This window comes from Paracoccus sp. Ld10 (assembly GCF_045064235.1).
Lineage (GTDB): Bacteria > Pseudomonadota > Alphaproteobacteria > Rhodobacterales > Rhodobacteraceae > Paracoccus.
Genome location: NZ_JBISHD010000003.1, coordinates 140,276 through 158,772 on the forward strand (window position 1 = coordinate 140,276; position 18,497 = coordinate 158,772).

At 63.4% G+C, this 18,497-nt stretch carries 15 protein-coding genes, 1 tRNA gene and 2 pseudogenes; 13 read left to right on the forward strand and 5 right to left on the reverse strand.

Features of this window, described 5'->3' with window-relative positions:
- Nucleotides 1-53 precede the first annotated feature (53 nt).
- A complete protein-coding gene (hemP, locus tag ACJJVR_RS01260) occupies nucleotides 54-230 on the forward strand; it encodes a hemin uptake protein HemP (RefSeq protein WP_405401593.1) in 177 nt (58 codons plus the stop codon).
- Between the two features lie 71 nt (nucleotides 231-301).
- Here the strand turns inward: hemP and ACJJVR_RS01265 are convergent, their stop codons facing one another.
- Complete coding sequence (locus ACJJVR_RS01265) at nucleotides 302-2,140, reverse strand: pseudouridine synthase (RefSeq protein WP_405401594.1); 1,839 nt, start codon at nucleotides 2,138-2,140, stop codon at nucleotides 302-304.
- Between the two features lie 118 nt (nucleotides 2,141-2,258).
- Between ACJJVR_RS01265 and ACJJVR_RS01270 the strand changes: the two genes are divergently transcribed.
- From ACJJVR_RS01270 to ACJJVR_RS01310, 9 genes are all read left to right on the forward strand, one after another.
- Entirely contained in the window at nucleotides 2,259-2,711 is a 453-nt protein-coding gene (locus ACJJVR_RS01270) for a nucleoside deaminase (protein ID WP_405401597.1), read from the forward strand.
- A gap of 47 nt (nucleotides 2,712-2,758) precedes the next feature.
- Nucleotides 2,759-2,832 (forward strand) — tRNA-Gly (locus ACJJVR_RS01275).
- A 127-nt stretch (nucleotides 2,833-2,959) separates the two neighbouring features.
- Complete coding sequence (locus ACJJVR_RS01280) at nucleotides 2,960-4,126, forward strand: DUF6538 domain-containing protein (protein WP_405401599.1); 1,167 nt, start codon at nucleotides 2,960-2,962, stop codon at nucleotides 4,124-4,126.
- A gap of 706 nt (nucleotides 4,127-4,832) precedes the next feature.
- Nucleotides 4,833-5,078, forward strand: coding sequence for a helix-turn-helix domain-containing protein (locus tag ACJJVR_RS01285; RefSeq protein ID WP_405401621.1), 246 nt, complete (start codon nucleotides 4,833-4,835; stop codon nucleotides 5,076-5,078).
- Nucleotides 4,972-5,349 (forward strand): hypothetical protein, encoded by a 378-nt coding sequence (locus tag ACJJVR_RS01290; RefSeq protein ID WP_405401624.1) that lies wholly within the window; start codon nucleotides 4,972-4,974, stop codon nucleotides 5,347-5,349. Before ACJJVR_RS01285 ends, ACJJVR_RS01290 begins: the two co-directional genes overlap by 107 nt.
- A 403-nt stretch (nucleotides 5,350-5,752) precedes the next feature.
- The gene (locus tag ACJJVR_RS01295; RefSeq protein WP_405401601.1) at nucleotides 5,753-6,832 is read left to right on the forward strand and encodes an MlaE family ABC transporter permease; all 1,080 of its coding nucleotides are present in this window, start codon (nucleotides 5,753-5,755) and stop codon (nucleotides 6,830-6,832) included.
- Nucleotides 6,829-7,593, forward strand: a complete 765-nt coding sequence (locus ACJJVR_RS01300) for an ABC transporter ATP-binding protein (RefSeq protein WP_405401603.1) — start codon at nucleotides 6,829-6,831, stop codon at nucleotides 7,591-7,593. Before ACJJVR_RS01295 ends, ACJJVR_RS01300 begins: the two co-directional genes overlap by 4 nt.
- Nucleotides 7,594-7,597: 4 nt before the next feature.
- The gene (locus ACJJVR_RS01305) at nucleotides 7,598-8,821 is read left to right on the forward strand and encodes an MlaD family protein (RefSeq protein ID WP_405401604.1); all 1,224 of its coding nucleotides are present in this window, start codon (nucleotides 7,598-7,600) and stop codon (nucleotides 8,819-8,821) included.
- Nucleotides 8,818-9,480, forward strand: a complete 663-nt coding sequence (locus ACJJVR_RS01310; RefSeq protein WP_405401605.1) for an ABC-type transport auxiliary lipoprotein family protein — start codon at nucleotides 8,818-8,820, stop codon at nucleotides 9,478-9,480. The genes ACJJVR_RS01305 and ACJJVR_RS01310 overlap by 4 nt, the downstream gene beginning before the upstream one ends.
- A 181-nt stretch (nucleotides 9,481-9,661) precedes the next feature.
- On the opposite strand, the gene ACJJVR_RS01315 is transcribed toward ACJJVR_RS01310, so the two are convergent.
- Nucleotides 9,662-11,377 (reverse strand): BCCT family transporter, encoded by a 1,716-nt coding sequence (locus ACJJVR_RS01315; protein ID WP_405401606.1) that lies wholly within the window; start codon nucleotides 11,375-11,377, stop codon nucleotides 9,662-9,664.
- 374 nt (nucleotides 11,378-11,751) lie between these two features.
- Between ACJJVR_RS01315 and ACJJVR_RS01320 the strand changes: the two genes are divergently transcribed.
- The 3 genes and pseudogenes from ACJJVR_RS01320 (at nucleotide 11,752) to ACJJVR_RS01330 (ending at nucleotide 14,289) form a co-directional block, all read left to right on the forward strand.
- Complete coding sequence (locus ACJJVR_RS01320; protein ID WP_405401609.1) at nucleotides 11,752-11,937, forward strand: aldehyde dehydrogenase; 186 nt, start codon at nucleotides 11,752-11,754, stop codon at nucleotides 11,935-11,937.
- 10 nt (nucleotides 11,938-11,947) lie between these two features.
- A complete protein-coding gene (locus ACJJVR_RS01325) occupies nucleotides 11,948-12,979 on the forward strand; it encodes a tartrate dehydrogenase (RefSeq protein WP_405401611.1) in 1,032 nt (343 codons plus the stop codon).
- Nucleotides 12,980-13,212: 233 nt separating this feature from the next.
- Nucleotides 13,213-14,289 (forward strand): annotated as a pseudogene (locus ACJJVR_RS01330) (IS5 family transposase).
- A gap of 385 nt (nucleotides 14,290-14,674) precedes the next feature.
- On the opposite strand, the pseudogene ACJJVR_RS01335 reads toward ACJJVR_RS01330, so the two are convergent.
- The 3 genes and pseudogenes from ACJJVR_RS01335 to ACJJVR_RS01345 all read right to left on the reverse strand — a co-directional run.
- Nucleotides 14,675-14,905 (reverse strand): annotated as a pseudogene (locus ACJJVR_RS01335) (transposase); the annotation flags it as partial.
- Between the two features lie 133 nt (nucleotides 14,906-15,038).
- Complete coding sequence (locus tag ACJJVR_RS01340) at nucleotides 15,039-17,840, reverse strand: putative Ig domain-containing protein (protein ID WP_405401612.1); 2,802 nt, start codon at nucleotides 17,838-17,840, stop codon at nucleotides 15,039-15,041.
- Nucleotides 17,841-18,243: 403 nt separating this feature from the next.
- Nucleotides 18,244-18,497: transposase (locus ACJJVR_RS01345; RefSeq protein WP_405401613.1), on the reverse strand; the 254-nt coding region annotated here is incomplete at its 5' end.

Below are 18,497 nucleotides of genomic sequence, written 5' to 3' on the forward strand. Positions count from 1 at the left end.
GAACGAATTTGTCAGCATTGGGTCATACCCATTGATCCAGCATGAGGCTGACCATGACCGCAACGCGCCCCGCCGATTTCTCCCGCCCCTGCACCGCAGTTCTGGCACGGATGCCACAGCATGATGCCACTGCCCTGACCCAGGGCGGGAACCAGGCGCTGATCGTTCTGGATGAGCAGGTCTATCAACTGCGGATCACCCGTGCGGGCAAACTGATCCTGACCAAGTAGCCACAGGCCGGCCGGCAGCAAAAAGGGCCGTCCCATACGGGGCGGCCCTCTTGCGTCGTCATGTGTGGCCTTCAGCCGCGGGGTTTGCCGCCGGGGCGTCCGCCTCCCTGCGGGCGATCGCCGCGAGGAGCACCGGACGGCTTGGCGCCACCCGGGCGGGGCTTGCCCTGAAACTTGCCGCCCGCGCCACCGAACGGTTTGCGGCCTTCGGCGCCTTCACCACGCGGTGCGCCATAGGGTTTGCGGTCGCCATCGGCGCGCGGTTTGCCAAACGGCTTTCCTTCGGGGCGCGGACCGCCGAAAGGCTTGCGGCCCTCGGCCCCTTCGCCGCGCGGTGCGCCATAGGGTTTGCGGTCGCCGTCGGCGCGCGGTTTGCCAAACGGCTTGCCCTCGGGGCGCGGACCGCCGAACGGCTTGCGGCCCTCGACCCCTTCGCCGCGCGGTGCACCATAGGGTTTGCGATCGCCGTCGGCGCGCGGTTTGCCAAACGGCTTACCCTCGGGGCGTGGACCGCCGAACGGCTTGCGGCCTTCGGACCCCTCGCCACGCGGTGCGCCATAAGGTTTGCGGTCGCCGTCGGCGCGCGGTTTGCCAAACGGCTTGCCCTCGGGGCGCGGACCGCCGAACGGCTTGCGGCCTTCGGCCCCCTCGCCACGCGGTGCACCATAGGGTTTGCGATCGCCGTCGGCGCGCGGTTTGCCAAACGGCTTACCCTCGGGGCGTGGACCGCCGAACGGCTTGCGCGCCTCGCCGGGCTTGCCAGCAAAGCGTGCCGGACGGGCATCGTCTCCGGGACCGGATTTGCGGGCGCCACCTTCGCCGGGGCCTGATTTCTTCCACCGCGGCTTGTCGCCCGCTGGCCGCGGACGGTCGCCGAAACCACCTGCCGAATCGTCACGCCCAGCAAAGCGCGGGCGCGCGCCGTCGGTACCGGCAGGCTTGGCACCCCAGCTGCGGGCCGGGCGGTCGCCCTGTCCGTCACGCGGGCGATCGCCAAAGCCACGGCCTGCGGGCTTGCCGTCAAAGCCGGGCTTGGGGCCGAAACGGCGCGGACCGCCATCACCACCCTCGGACCGGGCGGCGCGTTCGCCGGCGGCACCACGGGGGCGCATCTCGCGCGGCTTGTCCTCGACCTCTCCGGTCAGCAGACCGCCCAACTGGTCGCGCAGAACCTTGCGCTTGACCTCGGTCACCTGGTTCTTGTCCATGCCGGTCAGCTTGAAGGGGCCGTATCCGATGCGGATCAGGCGGTTCACCTGCAGGCCGACATGGGCCATCGCGCGGCGAATCTCGCGGTTCTTGCCCTCGCGGATGCCAACGCTGATCCAGGCGTTCGCGCCCTGTTGGCTGTCCAACTTGATCTCCATCGGGGAAAAATCCTCTCCCTCGATGGTGACGCCACGGCGCAGCGGATCAAAGGTCATGTCCGACGGCGTGCCGTTGACCCGCACGCGATAGCGACGCAACCAGCCCGTCGCGGGCAGCTCCAGCCGACGCTTCAGCTCTCCATCGTTGGTCAACAGCAGCAAACCCTCGGAGTTCAGGTCAAGACGGCCGATGGTCATCACCCGCGGCATGTCGCGCGGCAGGGCGTCGAACACCGTCTGCCGGCCCAGTTCGTCGTTTTCCGACGTGATCAGGCCCAGCGGCTTATAGTACAACCACAGACGGGTCTCCTGCGGCTCCTCCAGCTTCTTGCCGTCAACGGTGATGCGGTCGCCCGGCGCCACGTCCAGGGCGGGGCTGTCGATCTTTTTGCCGTTCACGCTGACGCGGCCCTCGATGATCATCCGCTCCGCCTCGCGCCTGCTGGCGACACCGGCGCGGGCCATCACCTTGGCGATGCGGTCGGCCTCGGTGCGCGGCGCGATCTGGGGGGCTTTGCGGTCGGGAATATGGTCGTCGGTCATGCGCGTCTCCTTCGCATCTCTGCGGGGCAAAGAGGGGTGCATACGCCCAAGCAGGCCTTGTGGAAAGCATTTCTTTCCACCGCTTGCGCGCCGCGCGCGCGATTGCGACAAGGCAGTCATGGCCTCCTTTACCACCCATATGGCACTTGCCCTGTCCCAGGCCCGCGACGCCGCCCTGCGCGGAGAGGTGCCGGTGGGTGCCGTCGTGACCGACCCGATGGGCCGCGTGGTGGCCGCCGAGGGCAACCGGACACGCGAACTGTCCGACCCCACCGCCCATGCCGAGATTCTGGCCATCCGCGCCGCGTGTGCGGCCTTGGGGTCCGAACGCCTGCCCGGCCACGACCTGTGGGTCACGCTGGAACCCTGCCCCATGTGCGCCGCAGCCATTTCGGCCGCGCGGATCGCCCGGCTGTATTACGGCGCGTCCGACCCGCGCATGGGGGGCGTTGCACACGGCGCGCAGGTGTTCCGGCACGCGCAGTGCCATCACCGCCCCGAGGTCTATGACGGATTGGCCGCGCCCGAATCGCGCGACCTGCTGCGGCGGTTCTTTGCGCAACGCCGGTGACACGACCGCTTGAACCCGCCGCGCGGGCGGACTATACAATCTCACGCGCGGGTGTTGTGTAATGGTAAGACCCTAGCCTTCCAAGCTAGAGACACGGGTTCGATTCCCGTCACCCGCTCCACAATCACCCAAAGACGAGATCAAATTGCAGCGTAAATTTGAGGTCTTGCGGCCCAACTTTGGGTCACGATAGATTAATCAGCCAATTTTGTGCACCAAATTGGGCATCATCTGGTGCATCAAGTTCATTGCACGCATGGAGCGGGTCACACATTGTCCAGCCCAAGACCCTCATTCTCCGCGGCACTACCTATTACCTGAACCGGCGCGTTCCTCCTGGATATCAAGGCGTCGAGTCGCGGCCTTGGCTGGTGGTGTCGCTCAAGACGGATTCGCGCGTCGAGGCCGAAGCCAAGGCCCGTGCCGTGTCGGATCAGACCTGTCTTGGATGGGAAGCGCGGCTGAAAGGCCAGACCGATGATGCCATGGTTAGATTCGAGGCCGCTCGAGACTTGGCCCAGGCCCATGGCTTCCGCTTTGCCAAGGCCCCGCAGGTGGCGCGGCAGCCGCTGACAGAGATCCTTGACCGGGTGGATGCCGCCCGCGATCCGGCAGGCGGGCTGATGAAGGCCGACGCGATTGCTGTCTTGGGTCAGACCGACCCACCACATATTACCGTCACCGAGGCACTCAGCATTTTCTGGGTGCTGACCGAGGAACGGACCCACGGCAAAGACGCAGACCAGCTTCGGATATGGCGCAACCAGCGTAAGCGCGCCGTAGCCAACTTCATTGATATCGCGGGCGACCTGCCGATCGAGACGATCACCCGTGACCACATGCTAGATTATCGCCAGTGGTGGTGGGAGCGCATTCGTGACGAGGCCATGACAGCCAACAGTGCAAACAAGGACATCTTGGCCCTTATGAAGATCCTTCGGACAGTCAACGAAATGAAGCGGCTGCGCCTGGACCTACCTGTCGGCAAGCTCGCCTTTTCCGAGGGCGAGCAGATCACGCACCTACCGTTCTCAAACGAATGGACCAGGACCGTCCTTTTCAAGCCCGGTGTTCGAGGAGGGCTGAACGATCAGGCGCGGGACATCCTGCTGGCGCTGGTTAACACCGGTTGCCGCCCGGCCGAAATCGCAGGCCTGAGGCCGCATCACATCCTGCTGGACCACAAGGTCCCGCATATCTCGATCGCGCCCGATGGGCGGACCCTCAAGACGATCTATTCCCACCGGAAGATCCCGCTGGTGGGCATCAGCCTGGATGCGATGCGGCGGAACCCTAACGGTTCTCCGCGATATCAGGCCAGCGGATCGCTGAGCGCCGTGGTTAACAAGTTCCTGAGACTTTGTTGCAAAAATGGCCTGCCGGTTGTGCAACAAAGCCTTAAAAAGGAGAAATAATTTCGATTTGTGCAACAGAGCCGTGTGCAGGCGACCGAGCGGCACCGGGAACGCGGCAGCCTACCGGTGACGGTCAAAGTCGCCGAGGCGGCGCGCGCTGCCAAAGAACTTCGTGTCATTTAACTGGATCGGATATCCGCTGTACCGGCCGGACGATTCCAAAAACGACTTTGACGCGGCACAATACGCCTTTTGGACCGCGGCGCCGACGCAGACGCCAGAGCAGGCGGCTGCGGACAATGACCTCGTGGAATAGCTCCGCGCACTTGTGCACCTCAGCGACAACGACCTCAGCACGGTTGTGTTGCAGTCGGCGTGGTTCGGAACTCCTCTGCCGCTTGAACTGACACGCAAGCGGGTGCTGACGGGCATTCGCCTCGATCGGTGTATTAAGAGCAATGCCCGCATCGCGCGCGACAATGGGTATCTAGCCATTGTCATCGGGGATGCCTCTGGCTGGGCGCGACCAGATTAGAAAGCGGCGGCGATGGATCGTATTAACGCCTTTTTCGTGCCGGTGATCTCGCCCGAAGAATTTTTGCGCTTGGTTCTTTGATCTTAGCGGTTGGCGAAGCTGCCCCGGGTTCGGGACATCGGGTAGACAGACAAAGGCTCGAACGCAACGACCTATCCCGCGACCCACGATGCCCCCGCGGCCCAGACGCCCGTTACCGTTCTGCAGAGCTTGGCGGAACGGTTTTTCGAGGTGCACAAGGGCCTCGGTTGGAGCCGCCAGCAGTTGGCGCGCCGGGCGGGCACCTCGCAGGGCATGATCAACAAGCCCGAACGCGGACAGAGCAGCCCGACGATCGAGATGGTGGGCAAGCTTCTCGGCTGCCTTCGGCATGAGGGAGTCCGAGATCGTCGCCCAGTCGGCGGCGATCGAGTTGCGCGTTGCCCGGCAGGCGACGCGTTTGACCTTCTTCGACCCGAAGACGCGGCTGTCGGGTGAGAGTGTCTCGCCTGACGGTGCGAATACCGGCATGAATGTCACCAAGGTCGTGCTCCCGCCCGAAGCCGAGGCCCCGTTTCCCGCTGAAGCTTATATATCTATGAGCCAGTCGATCTGGGTACTCGACGGCCAGTTGACGACTCTTTGCGGGCCGGAGACCGAGATCCTGGGCGCGGGCGACTGCATGTCGCTCGGCCCGCCGACCGCGGTCACGTTCAAGAATGCGACAGAGCGTTACGCAACTCATGTCATGATCGTTCGACGACACTGACCAGCGCCACTGTAATTACCTGTCGCAATCCTGTTTGCGCAGTGCCTCAAAGCGCGAGAGTCTCAAACGGGCTCGAAGGCCCAAATTTGCCGCGTTTGGTTCGTACGCCTGCTGTTTGCCGCTAAATTTTTATGCCGACCTGCCGCGCCAACCTAACTAAAACACAACAAGAGCTGCATATCGGCGCGGAACAATCAGAACCTCGGCATTATGAACCGGCTCGTGTAACGAAAGTTATTGTACTGTAAAAACGATACCACGCCGCATCCGGGCCCCTATCGGCCGGCTGGCTGATCTGGATCAAGGCATGTCTTGGCCGAATGCGTCATCGTTCGGACCACACATGTCATTCCGGAATGCGCATTATGATCCCTGTCCCTCCATCCCGTTTCTCAAGGTCCCCATGATCCGCCTTACCCCGACCCTGACGGTTCGTCGACAGAATGCCCGTCTGGTCTTGTCGGGCGATCTTGTCGTCTGGACCCTGTGCCAGTTGGACGCGCCAGACAGGACCGGGATCGATCTGGCCGCCGTTGCCCGACTGGACACCGCAGGCGCGTGGGAACTGAACAGACGCCGTGCGGCCGGGGCGGCGTTGACCGGCCTGTCTGCACAGCATACCGACCTGCTGGCCACGGTGGACGCCGCGCGGCCCGTCGCGGACCCATCGCCCCCCGCCGTCCCTGCTTGGCGCCGGATGCTGCAGGCGACGGGACAGCGGGTTTCGGGCGCAGCCCTGTACATGGTACAGCTGGCGGAATACCTGGGGCGGACCTTGGCCGCGATGGGGCGTGCGCTGCGCGCGCCAACGCAGTTCCCGCTGACTGCGCTGGTCCATCACGCACAGGAAAGCTGCCTGCGCGCCGTGCCCATCGTGACGGTGATGTCTTTTCTGATCGGTGTGGTTCTGGCCTTTCAGGGGTCGGACCAGTTGCGCCAGTTCGGGGCCGAGGTGTTTGTCGTCGACCTGATCGCGATCTCCATCCTGCGAGAACTGGGCATTCTGTTGACCGCGATCGTGGTGGCCGGGCGCACGGCCTCGGCACTGACCGCGTCCATCGGGTCGATGAAGATGCGCGAGGAAATCGATGCGATGCGGACCCTGGGGCTGGACCCGGACACGGTGTTGATCCTGCCGCGCGTGTTGGCGCTGGTGATCGTGCTGCCGATCCTGGGGCTGATTTCGGCGATGGCCGGGTTGCTGGGCGGGGCCATGATGTCGTGGGTCGAACTTGGCATATCGCCCGCCGTGTTCCTGGCGCGGCTGGCCGATATCAGTGTGGCCCATGTGGCCGTGGGGTTGATCAAGGCGCCGGCGTTTGCGCTGATCATCGGGGTGATCGGCTGTCACGCAGGGATGCAGGTGGGCAAGAATGCGGAATCGTTGGGGCGGATGACCTCGGCTGCCGTGGTCAGCGCCATCTTTGCGGTCATCATCGCGGATGCGGCTTTTTCAATCTTTTTTGCGCGGGTGGGGCTGTGAACGACGCCGTCGTCCGGGTGCGGGGCCTGCGCACGCAATTCGGCACCCATGTCGTCCATGACGGCCTGGATCTGGACCTTTACCGAGGAGAGATCATGGGCGTGGTTGGCGGGTCGGGGACGGGCAAGTCCGTTCTGCTGCGGGCCATCGTGGGGCTGGATACGGTCCGGGCCGGGACCATCGACGTCCTGGACAATCGCATCGGCGCGCTGTCCGGCCCTGACCGTCGCGCGCTGGAACAGCGGTGGGGCGTCATGTTTCAGGATGGCGCGCTGTTCTCTTCGCTGACCGTGCGCGAGAATGTCGAGGTGCCGCTGCGCGCCGTCCCGGGCCTGTCCGACGCACAGCGGCGCGGTCTGGCCGAACTGAAGATCGGCATGGCGGGCCTGTCGTGGAAGGCCAATGACAACATGCCGGCCGACCTGTCCGGCGGCATGCGCAAGCGCGCCGGCCTGGCCCGCGCGCTGGCGCTGGACCCGGAGATCCTGTTTCTGGACGAACCCACGGCCGGGCTGGACCCGATCGGGGCATCGGCGTTCGACAGGCTGATCGTGACGCTGCGTGACGCGCTGAACCTGTCGGTCTTTCTGGTCACCCATGATCTGGACACGCTGCACGCCTGCTGTGACCGGGTCGCGGTTCTGGCCGAACGCCGCGTGCTGACGACGGGCACGATGGCTCAGATGAAAGACGTCGATGACCCCTGGGTCCACGAATATTTCCACGGACCGCGTGCGCGCGCAGTGACCCAAAAGGACTAGCAGCATGGAAACCAAGGCCAATTATGTCCTGATCGGCGCCTTTACCATCGCGGGCTTTCTGGGGATTCTAGGTTTCGTCTTGTGGTTCGCGCAGCTGCAGCTGGACCGGCAATTCGCCTATTACGACGTCTATTTCCCCGAGGTGTCCGGCCTTGGGACCGCGTCCGAGGTCCGGTTTGCGGGCCTTCCGGTCGGACGGGTCGTGGAGATGCGTCTGGCACCGGACAATCCGCTGCCGGTGCGCGTCCGCATAGAGGTTGCCCTGGACACCCCGATCCGCAGCGACAGCATGGCGGCCCTGGAGGTGCAGGGCGTCACCGGCGTGGCGCTGGTCGCGGTCAGCGCGGGGTCGGGCGGCGCGAGCCTGCTGCGCGACATGAACGGCTCCGACGTGCCCGTAATCACCTCCAGCCGGTCGGCCCTGCAGACATTGACGGACGAAGGCCCGCTGATCATTGCCCGCCTCAGCCTGGTGGCCGAACAGCTGACCCAGATCCTGGGGCCACAGAACCAGGGCCGGGTCGCGGCGATACTGGACAATATCGAACGTTCCAGCGGAAATCTGGATCAGGCGTTGTCGGATGTCGCGTCGGCAACCGATGCGATTTCACAGGCCGCAACCGGCATCGCGGCCTTTGGCGATCAGATGGACAGTCTGGGCGGCGCGGCGGTGACGACGCTGGACCGCTTTGCCGACGCCGCTGCGCAGGCACAGACGACGCTGGACGGGGTGGAAAGCTATGTCAAGAGCGACCTGGCCGCGCTGACGCAAGAGCTGCAGCGCGGCGCGGCGGGTCTTGGGGATCTGGCCCAACAGGGCCGATCCAGCCTGGACGGGCTTGATATTGCGCTGGCCTCCGGGACGGCGGCCTTTGACACAGCACAACGCGTGATGGGCGACCTGACACCCGTCGCCGCAGAGCTGCGCACGACCCTGGCTGCGGCAACCAATGCCCTGGCGTCCGTTCCAGAGGACCTGCCACGCATCAGCGCCAGCCTGCGCGCGGCGTCGGACAATGCCGCGGCGGCATTCGCCTCGCTGCGCGTGATGCTGGACGGCGCACGGGGACCTGTCCAGGCCTTTACCGGGGACACGCTGCCCCAGATCACCCGGCTGTCGCAGGACATGCGCACGTTGGTCCAGAACATGGATCAGCTTGTCTCGACCCTGCGCCGCAACCCGGCGCAATTGCTGTCCGGTCCACGCACTCCTGAATTCCGCAGATGAGGTTTCCCATGCGCCTGCCAACGGCCCTGCTGATCGTCACCATCGCCACCCTGCCCGGCTGCGGCGCCCTGTCCGCCCTGCAGGGCGAACCCGAGCGTGACCTGTTCGAATTGCGCGCGCCCGTGGCACTGTCCTGTCCACGCTCACGCATCGGCGAATTGGTGATCGAGCCGCCAAAGACACGCGGCACGTTGGACAGCAACCGGATCATGATCCGCCCATCGGCGTTGCAGACCCAATACCTGCCGGATGCGGAATGGGGTGATACCGTGCCAGCCACGCTGCAGCGCCTGCTGGTCGAAACCCTCAGTGCGACCGGCAGCTTTGATCAGGTCGGTCGCGCGCCGTTGGGCCTGTCGGGGGATGTCGCGATGATCAGCGAAATCCGGGATTTCAACGTCGAACTGTCTGCCGATGGCACGCTGATCCGCCTGAGCGTACAGGCCCAACTGGTCGATGAAATGGATGCGAGGATCATTGCACGCGGTGATTTTGCCGCCACCGCACCGGCCTCTGGTACCCGCACCGCAGAGCTGATCCCGGCCTTTGATGCCGCAACGCGGGAACTGGTCGGACAGATGACCGCATGGACCCTGACTGCGGCGGGCGTCAACCCCGACATGTGCCGTCAGACGAGATCCGCACCGGTTCCTGACTGATCACCGGCGTTCCATGGTCCGGCGTTCTGTGCGGGACAGGGGGGCCCTGGATCGCACGACGGGCGGGGCCCATGGCATCGGGCGGGTGATCATGACCGCAACAGGATCGACCCGGACGCCGCACGCCCGGGCGAGATTGCCCAAGCGTGTGCACCAACCGTCCGACATGCGCCACCTGGCGTCAGGACGCGCCCAGACCCGGGGTCAGGTTGTTCGGCGTCGCGCCGTCGATCTTGTCGTGGGTTGACGGAACGCCCGCCCTCTCCCGGCGGGTATCGTTATAGATCGCCTTGAGCAGCGCCACCGCCATAAGCGCCATGACCAGCGAAAAAGGCAGTGCCCCGATGACCATTGCGGTCTGGATGGCTGTGGTTCCCCCTGAAATCAACAGCCCCGCCACGACCATAGCCAGTGCGACACCCCAGAACACGACATGCGGACGCGATTTCGGCCCCTCGTCGCCGGCGGCGTTGATCGTGTTCACGATCAGAACCGCGGAATCGGCCGAGGTCACCAGAAAGGTCAGCAACAGCACGACGATCAGCAAGGCCATTCCCCATGCCAGCCAGCCCGCGATGGGGGCCAGCATGAATTCCGTCATGGCAAAGATCATGTCGCCATTCGCGGCATCAAAGATCACCCCGTTGGCGCCGCCGTTCAGCTCCAGATCGATCGCAGTTCCGCCGGCCCAGGCGAACCAGACAAAGCACATCAGCGCGGGCACGATCAGCGCGCCCAGAACAAATTCGCGGATCGTGCGTCCGCGGGAGATGCGGGCAAGAAACAGGCCGACAAAGGGTGCAAACGCGATCCACCACGCCCAGTAGAACACAGGCCACCATCCCTGCCATTGCGCCAGAAGGAACGCCTCCGACCCCTCGACCCCGTCCGAACGAAAGACGTTCAGGCTCATCTGGGGAAGGCTGGTGACATAGTGCCAAAGCCCCACGAAAAGCGCGTTGAAGCCGAACCACGTGGCCCCGAACGCGATGAAGAATCCAAGCAGGATGAATGACAGGACCATGTTCAGATTCGAGAGCCATTTGATCCCGCGACCGACGCCGGACAGCGCCGACAGGGTGGACAGCCCCATGATCACCGCCAACGCAATGATGATGCCCGTCATGGTCGCCGCGCCCTCGGCATCCACAAGACCAGCGATGCCGATCCGGGTCAGGCCCGCCACCAACTGATCAACGCCAAAGCCCAGCGTCTGCGCGACGCCAAGGATCGTGGCGACGACGGCCACGACATCAACGACATGTCCCAGCGGTCCGGACAGGCGTTGGCCGAACAGGGGCGTCAGCCCGGACCGGATCGTCAGCGGCAGACCGCGGCGATAGCTGAAATAGGCCAGCGACAGGCCGCAGATCGCGTAACAGGCCCATGCGCTGAACCCCCAGTGCAGGAATGACCACTTGTAGGCCATCGCGACATTGTCGGCCTGTCCCGCAGCGGTGATGCCCATGATCGTTTCCGGGTTGCTCTGCAGGTGGGATACGGGTTCTGCCACGGCCCAGGTCAGCATGCCGACGCCGATGCCCGCCCCGAACATCATCGAGAACCAAGAGAACCGGGTGAATTCGGGCTTTTCCCCGTCGATGCCCAGGTTCAGCCTGGCCGCCGCAGGCCAGACGGCCAGCGAAAAACACACCAGAATGAAGAACGCGACGATCCACGTGTACCACGCGGCGAAATACTGAAGGATGATGCCGTTCAGGCCCGTCAGGATCTCGCCCGACTGAAGGGGCCAGAAGATGGCCCAGACCACGATGACCGATATGATGATCTTGGCGGGCACGGCGACGGCGACCGAAAATCCGTTGTAGAACCCACCGTCGGTCGTATTGATCTCCAACTCCGTCAGGGGAGGGCTGATTTTCTCACTGCTCGGCATCGTATTGTCCTTTGATCTGCGGGGTCCCCGTCCGTCCGGAATTCCCGGCCCACCGTCGTCTTGCAACGCCAGCCACCGAAGATCAGGCAACGAAAAAACGACATGCACCCATGCCCGCCATGATGGGTAAAGGGTTCGCACCGTCCAGGAAGATGATGCGCCCGATTTTAACGGCACTCGGGGCAGCGTCCAGCGCCAATTGTACAGACCATGTGTTCCCCCGGGCATGACGATCGACGACAAACGGGTCACGACTGAACGAGCCATCGTGACGATCCCACCATCGGCCCCCTTGCCCCTGGCAAGACCGCCCAGCGCGGCTTTTGTCTGGCGCCGCGACCCATCCGCATGGCGCAGGCATCTTTACATGGACCATGGCACAGGCCATGCGGGTCGTGCGGCACATTCAGGCAGGCACGGCCTGGATCAACCGCGATGACCGCTCGCGCGATTATATCCTGGGCAGCCTGGGCTATGGCCGGTTCCACACCGACACCGATCGGGACCGCACGGCCTGTCGCGCGAACCGCCCGTCCAAGACCGTGCTGATCGATATCTGAGGAGCCTTCCATGACCAACCGCATCGCACTGATCCCAGGGGACGGCATCGGCATTCCCGTGACCCATGCCGCCATGAAGGTCGTGACCGCCAGCGGCGCCAGCGTCGAGACGCAAAGCTTTCCCTGGTCCTGTGACCATTACCTCCAGCATGGTCGCATGATGCCGGATGACGGGATCGAAACGCTGCGCGGCTTTGACGCGATCTTTCTGGGTGCGGTCGGTTGGCCCGCGCGCGTGCCCGACAGCGTGTCTCTGCACGGGCTGCTGCTGCCGATCCGCAAGGCGTTTGTGCAATACGCCAATATCCGCCCACACCGCCTGCTGACCGGAGTCGAGGGGCCGTTGAAAACCCGCGACTTTGATATCCTGTGCATCCGCGAGAACACCGAAGGCGAATATTCCGGCGCCGGCGGCCGCGTCCATCAAGGCACCGCCGACGAGGTCGCGGTAGAGACCTCTATCTTTACCCGCGCGGGGGTGGAACGCATCCTGCGCTTTGGCTTTGAACAGGCGCAGGCCCGGCGCGGCAAGCTGGCCTCGGTCACCAAATCCAATGCACAGCGCCACAGCATGGTGTTTTGGGACGAGGTCACCGAAGAACTGGCCCCCGAATACCCGGACGTGCAGGTTACCCGCTACCATATCGACGCGATGTGCGCGCGCATGGTCATGGCGCCCGAGACCCTGGACGTGGTCGTGGCATCGAACCTGTTCGGCGACATCCTGACGGATCTTGGGGCTGCGATCCAGGGAGGCCTGGGTTTTGCGGCATCGGCAAACATCGACCCGACGCGCCGGAACCCGTCGATGTTCGAACCGGTGCATGGATCGGCACCCGACATCGCGGACAAGGGCACCGCCAACCCGATGGCGGCTTTTTGGTCGGCAGCGATGATGCTGGACCATCTGGCCCAGACCGCCCCCGCCGCGCGGATCATGGCCGCCATCGAGGCCACCACCGCCCAAGGAATCGGCACCCATCCGGGACGCGACACCACCGATGCCATCACAGACGCCGTCCTGGCGCATCTGTGGGACTGATCCCCAGCCAGCGCTCGCCCCATCATCCGGTTGACAAGCCGGATGATGGACGTCGCCGCGGACCTTGGTATCGAAAGACGACGTCGCCTGACCGGGTCAAGTTCAGGTCGCGCGTTCCATCACGGCAGTACTGGACCTGTCGCGGTTTGGTGCCGCTCCTTTGATGGGCATTGTTGCACAACTCTCCCTAACGAGGATTGCCGCGGGGGCTGCTGTAGGTTCAGCGTCTAGGCATGACGAAGCCCGAGCCTGCCCGCTCCCGCACGACGAACTTCAAGCCCTGCAATGACGCCCTCAAGCAGCGCGGCTCGCTGCTGATCGGGCTGGAGAAGGACATGGCGTGGATGGCGATCAGGGAGGGGCGACCGCCCGTGTTCTTCGACGCTGCGGTCCAGTTCTGCTTGATGGTGAAGGTCCTCTTCAGCCTGCCGCTTCGGCAAATCGAGCCATGAGGACGGTTGCCCATCGCGGCGCCATCGGTTCAAGCCCGATGGGCGACGGTCCGAGTGACCATGGCGAGATGGCATGGTGACCAGCATCGGCGATGGCAGGGCGCGACTGGCCGGTGCCGGACTTCTCCACCTTGAGCCGCAGGCAGTAGACCCTTGCTGTGCAGATCACCCACCGTCGCAGAGCGGGGTCGCTGAACCTGCTGGTCGACAGCACGGGGATCAGGTTCCCGGGGTGAAGAGGGACCGTAACCCCGATGGGGCCGCGAAGCCCGATGAACGAGAGTGGCTGGCGCGCAAGCACGCCACCCACCGCAGGCGCCAGTATCGGCAGCGGTTCACCTGGCCATGGATACTGCCACCGGCGACATTCGGGCGGTGGAGTTCACCTCAAGCCGCGATTGTGACAGCCCTGTGTTGCCTGACCGGCTGGATCAGATCCCGCCGGATGAACAGATCGGCACCGTGACCGGCGACGGTGCTTTCGACACCCGGCGATGCCACACCGCAATCGTGGATCGCGGCGGCATTGCCGTCATCCCCATCCGCAGGAACGGCCGCCTGTGGAAGGAGGACTGCCCCGCTGCGCCCGCCATTGTCCTCGGACCGATGGCGGACATTGTCTCGCCCCGCACCGACATCGTGCGTGCGAGCAAACGCTTTGGACGAGCCAACTGGAGGCACTGGTCCGGCCATCACGTCCGAAGTCGGATCGCGGCAAAGATGCGCTGCCTCAAATCCTTCGGCGAGCGCATCGCCTCGCGCGACCCAGACAGGCAAGCCGCCGAGGTCCACATCCGCGTCGCACTCATGAACCGCTTCAACGCACTCGGCACCGCCGAGATCAGGCGCGTGGCATGAGATCAGCGGGGTAAGGGGAGCTCACCTCGAAACGTGAATCCTGTAACAACGCCCGTCTGGTGCGGCCATGTGCATGGTCGACCCGATGTCGATCGCCGCCCCGCTAGGGTTCATCGTCTTCATGTCAGAATCGTCGCCGGTTATCGTGTTGCAGATAAAATCACCCGCATTCAGGCGGGAGGGCGCGGACAGTGCAAGTTCGTCATCTTCCGAACCGGGATCACCGCGATAGCGGCGTCACCACTCTGAACTGTGCATCAGCCCATGTGCCGCTTTTTTAAACGGGGTCAGTTCTTCCGATAGGTGATCGGCAATTTCCCTCCGCAGACGACCAAAGCACAGACTGCTTCTACCGCGCACAGGCGGGCCAAGGCCCAAGACCGTTTTTTAAGATGTCTCGCTCTTCTTGAGGATGCGGTTCTCACGCCCCAGCCGTTCGCGCGAAAACCGACTCTTCGGGCGATACCACATCCGTGTCGCGGTGCGCTGCCGCCCACTTGTTCAGCGTCGAATGCCCAACGCCCTGGTCATCCGCAACGTGCCGCCGTGTCAGGCCGTTGGTCCGCAAACTTCGCAATGCTTGCTTGCGAAGTTCATCCGTTCTCCCGGTGCCCATAGTCCGTTTCGTTTGTTGCAGCAAGTGCGTTTAAAGGAACAGCATCAAACCGCGACAGATCCAGAGCCAGCCGTGATGAGCCGGTGTACCCAGAAAATCACCGGCAAGAGCAGATGCCCTTGCTCGTGCTCTGTCAGAACTGCTTTGCGATACTAGCCCGTGCACCCGCGGATCTGGCGCCGTCGCCCTCAATGTTGACAAGAAGCGAAAGACCGATGTTCCACTGATCTGGCGTTCGGGCGCTGACCCCGCCACTGATCGAGCCAAACCCGCCCGCCCCGTCCAGGCCAGAGAAACCGCCAGTAAAGCCTAGCGTTGGCGCGAGCATTGTTCCGTCCCTCAGCGTCAGCTGCTGAACGATTTCGGCACCAAAGCTAACACGCAGCTGTTCCTCGGTGAAACCACCAACGTCAATTTTTTCGTCAGCACCGTTGTTGACGACGTAATCGTCTACGCTTTCCTTGAAGTAAACCGCGCGCAGCTTTGGCGTTAAAGTGGTCGTTTCATCAAGCGTCCACTGACCTTTGACAGAGGTGTCGAACATTCGGCGCGAGGTGTGGAAAGTCCCGTCCCAAAATTCAGTATCGATATCGTTCGAAGAGCCGCCATAGAACAGGCTGGTGTCCCAGAACACACCGTTCCCAACTTCAAAAGACGCGGACGGTCCGGCCATCCAGCCGTTCCCCGTCAGTTCGGCATCTTCATCCGATGGATCCGTCATGCGATCGTAGTGGAGGCTGAAGCCGACAAGCGCCTTGTCGTTGAGCAGGTAGTCCGTCCCACCCGAGATCATACCGAAGCGGCCCCATTTGCCGCCGCCCTCACCATTGCCAGCGTCGCGCTTGTGCAGCAGAAATGTGCCATCCATCCACATGTTGAACGGAGGAATGGTGGCGTCGTGGACCCCGTTGGCATGGTTTTTCGCCGCTTCCATCTGTGCCAGGCTGGTTGAGAAGCTGAGCTTTACGCCCTGCCCCGACGGACTGACATGAGCCGTGACGCGCTCGGTCGCTTGATTCATGCGCCGACGATCCAGCAGGCCGGGAACATTGATCGTCGAGGCGATCATGCTCTGACGATTCCTGACGAAGCCATGTACAAGGCCGTCGATATCTGCTGCGACCTCTGCTGCGTTGTAATTGATTTCGTAGGTGACGGTTCCCGTGTTGGAAACGCCAAGCGCGCTGGTAAGGCTGAAGTCCACCGTCACCGTGCCGGAATAGGCCGGATCAGGAATGAACTTCAGATACCACCCAAGAGGACCGGACAGACCAGCCTGCGCAAATTCACCACGTACGATGGATACCTTGCCGGCATTCTCTGGTGCCACGGCGACAACCTCTGCCCACATGAAAGGACCACCGGTCGCTCCTCTGGTCAGATCGACGTTCAACGGCGACGATCCCGGAGCAACCTGGATCCGCTTGTCAGTCACCGTCACTTCCCGCTCCCCGACCTTCAGGGTGTAGGCTGCTGCATCGGTGGCACCGTTACTGTCGCGGGCCTCCACACTGAATGCGTATCCGTCCTCTGTGTTTGACGCCAGCGTTCCCTTCAGTTCACCGGTCGCAGCCACGAGAACCAGTCCCTCCGGCAAGGCCCCGGACGAAACGCTATAGGTCAACGCCCCGGTCCCGCCCGTGGCAGTGATCATCTGGCTGTAGTCTTCGCCAGCCATGGCTGCGCCCAGAGCGCCCGGGGCGGGTGTGAAACTGAAACCAACAGGAGCGGCGTCGATGGTCATGCTGTAGCTGACTGATCCCGTCAACTCATGGGCGTCTGTTGCAGTGACGGTGAACGCGTGCTCGCCCGCCGCGGTTGGCGTGCCCGCGAGGCTGCCCGAGGCGTTGAGCGACAATCCTGCCGGCAGAGCACCGGCGGTGACCGCATAGCTGTAGGGAGCAGCGCCCTGCGAGGCAGAAATGGTCCCGCGGTAGGCAGTACCCACAGTACCGGCCGGCAGCGCACCGGCCGCTGGTGCAAAGGCCAGGGTCGGCGCGCTGACGGTGAGGGTCACGATGGCCGAGTCGGACGTGCCGGATGCGTTGGTGGCGGTGTAGGTGAAACTATCGGAGCCGGAATAGCCGGCGGCCGGGGTATAGGTGATCGTCGTGCCCGACACCGTCGCTATGCCATGCGCAGGACCGGCAAGCACTGCAACCGAGGTTGCCGCGCCGCCCGACAGGTCCAGCGTGATGGCGTTGTCCGCTGAGTTCGCGTCAACCACGGCGGTGACGTTGCGCGCCACCGGCGCCTGGACGGCCACGGCGATGCTGTAGCTGACGGATCCGGTCAACTCATGGGCATCAGTTGCGGTGACGGTGAACGCGTGCTCACCCGCCGCGGTTGGCGTGCCCGCGAGGCTGCCCGAGGCGTCGAGCGACAATCCTGCCGGCAGAGCACCGGCGGTGACCGCATAGCTGTAGGGAGCAGCGCCCTGCGATGCAGAAACAGTCCCGCTGTAGGCAGTGCCCACCGTACCGGCCGGCAGCGCGCCGGCCGCTGGTTCAAAGGCCAGGGTGACAGACGGCGGTACGGTATTACCGCCGACAAAGCTGGTAATCTGATAACCGCCGTGAAAATCCCATACGGGGTCGGACGACATGGTGTCCTGTTTGGCAACAGTGTTTGGACTGACACCCCGCCATACTCCATCATCCGAATGGAAGTTCAAGTCGCTTAGAAGACCGACCTCTTCGCCAGACCCAGAGAGCCTGCCCGAAACGTCGAAGAAAAATATATCGACATCTTGTAGGTCATAGGTCTTCACACCATCGCTGAAAGAGAAGCTAACAATGGAGCCATGTGGATTATCGAGATCTGTAAATGCAATTGATCCACTTCGGCTATCAGAGGAATCCGCCGTATTTGTCCAAGTGATGCTATAAGCATACGTGGGAGTCTGCGCTTGCGCAGCGGGGGCCAGAAGAGCCAAGCATGCAAGTAATGCTACCGCCACCCTTGCTCGAAGTCCGAAACTGGTGATTTTCTCGAGAATGCGAGGGAGGATGCGGAATGCGAACACGGTTAGATTCCTACTGTTGTACCCGACGCAAATGCGTACGCATCACAGATTAAAATCTCATAAACAGAACCCGATGGAACTGAGCCTTATCAGCAGGCTGCGCCTGGCCGCACTCGCCATGGCGCAGTCTGGAAGCTATGTGCCCTGTCCCCCAAGAACCGTACCGTTTGACACTGGCGTTTTCGACCAACCTTCCTTGGCTGGGAGAGGCGTTGAAATCGATGAATGCATCGCCGTTCACGGAAACAAGGGTGACCTGCCCCCCGTTGGTCCCTCGATCATAACGAGAGTCTGCCGGTTTGTGCGCTGCTCCCTAACCTTGGACCGCCGGATGCTGGAGTTTTCCGGCTTGGTCCGGCGACGGGCTGGCTGCGCCGCCGGGATAATGCAGGGCGATCGGGACGTTATGTCCGATGGCGCTGTGGGGTCGGTCCTCGTTATAGTGCCTACGCCAAGTCTCCAGTTTTTCCTGTGCGTCCGCAAGGCTCATGAACCAGTGCGCGTTCAGGCATTCCGACCTGAGCTTGCTGTTGAACGCCTCGATAAAGCCATTGTCGGTGGGCTTGC

What these genes read in the sequence shown, in the direction of transcription:
- ACJJVR_RS01305 (WP_405401604.1), top strand. Translation starts at nt 7,598, where the DNA reads ATGGAAACCAAGGCCAATTATGTCCTGATCGGCGCCTTTACCATCGCG.
- ACJJVR_RS01315 (WP_405401606.1), bottom strand. Translation starts at nt 11,377, where the DNA reads ATGCCGAGCAGTGAGAAAATCAGCCCTCCCCTGACGGAGTTGGAGATC.
- ACJJVR_RS01320 (WP_405401609.1), top strand. Translation starts at nt 11,752, where the DNA reads ATGGCACAGGCCATGCGGGTCGTGCGGCACATTCAGGCAGGCACGGCC.
- ACJJVR_RS01270 (WP_405401597.1), top strand. Translation starts at nt 2,259, where the DNA reads ATGGCCTCCTTTACCACCCATATGGCACTTGCCCTGTCCCAGGCCCGC.
- ACJJVR_RS01310 (WP_405401605.1), top strand. Translation starts at nt 8,818, where the DNA reads ATGAGGTTTCCCATGCGCCTGCCAACGGCCCTGCTGATCGTCACCATC.
- ACJJVR_RS01290 (WP_405401624.1), top strand. Translation starts at nt 4,972, where the DNA reads ATGAGGGAGTCCGAGATCGTCGCCCAGTCGGCGGCGATCGAGTTGCGC.
- ACJJVR_RS01265 (WP_405401594.1), bottom strand. Translation starts at nt 2,140, where the DNA reads ATGACCGACGACCATATTCCCGACCGCAAAGCCCCCCAGATCGCGCCG.
- hemP (WP_405401593.1), top strand. Translation starts at nt 54, where the DNA reads ATGACCGCAACGCGCCCCGCCGATTTCTCCCGCCCCTGCACCGCAGTT.
- ACJJVR_RS01325 (WP_405401611.1), top strand. Translation starts at nt 11,948, where the DNA reads ATGACCAACCGCATCGCACTGATCCCAGGGGACGGCATCGGCATTCCC.
- ACJJVR_RS01295 (WP_405401601.1), top strand. Translation starts at nt 5,753, where the DNA reads ATGATCCGCCTTACCCCGACCCTGACGGTTCGTCGACAGAATGCCCGT.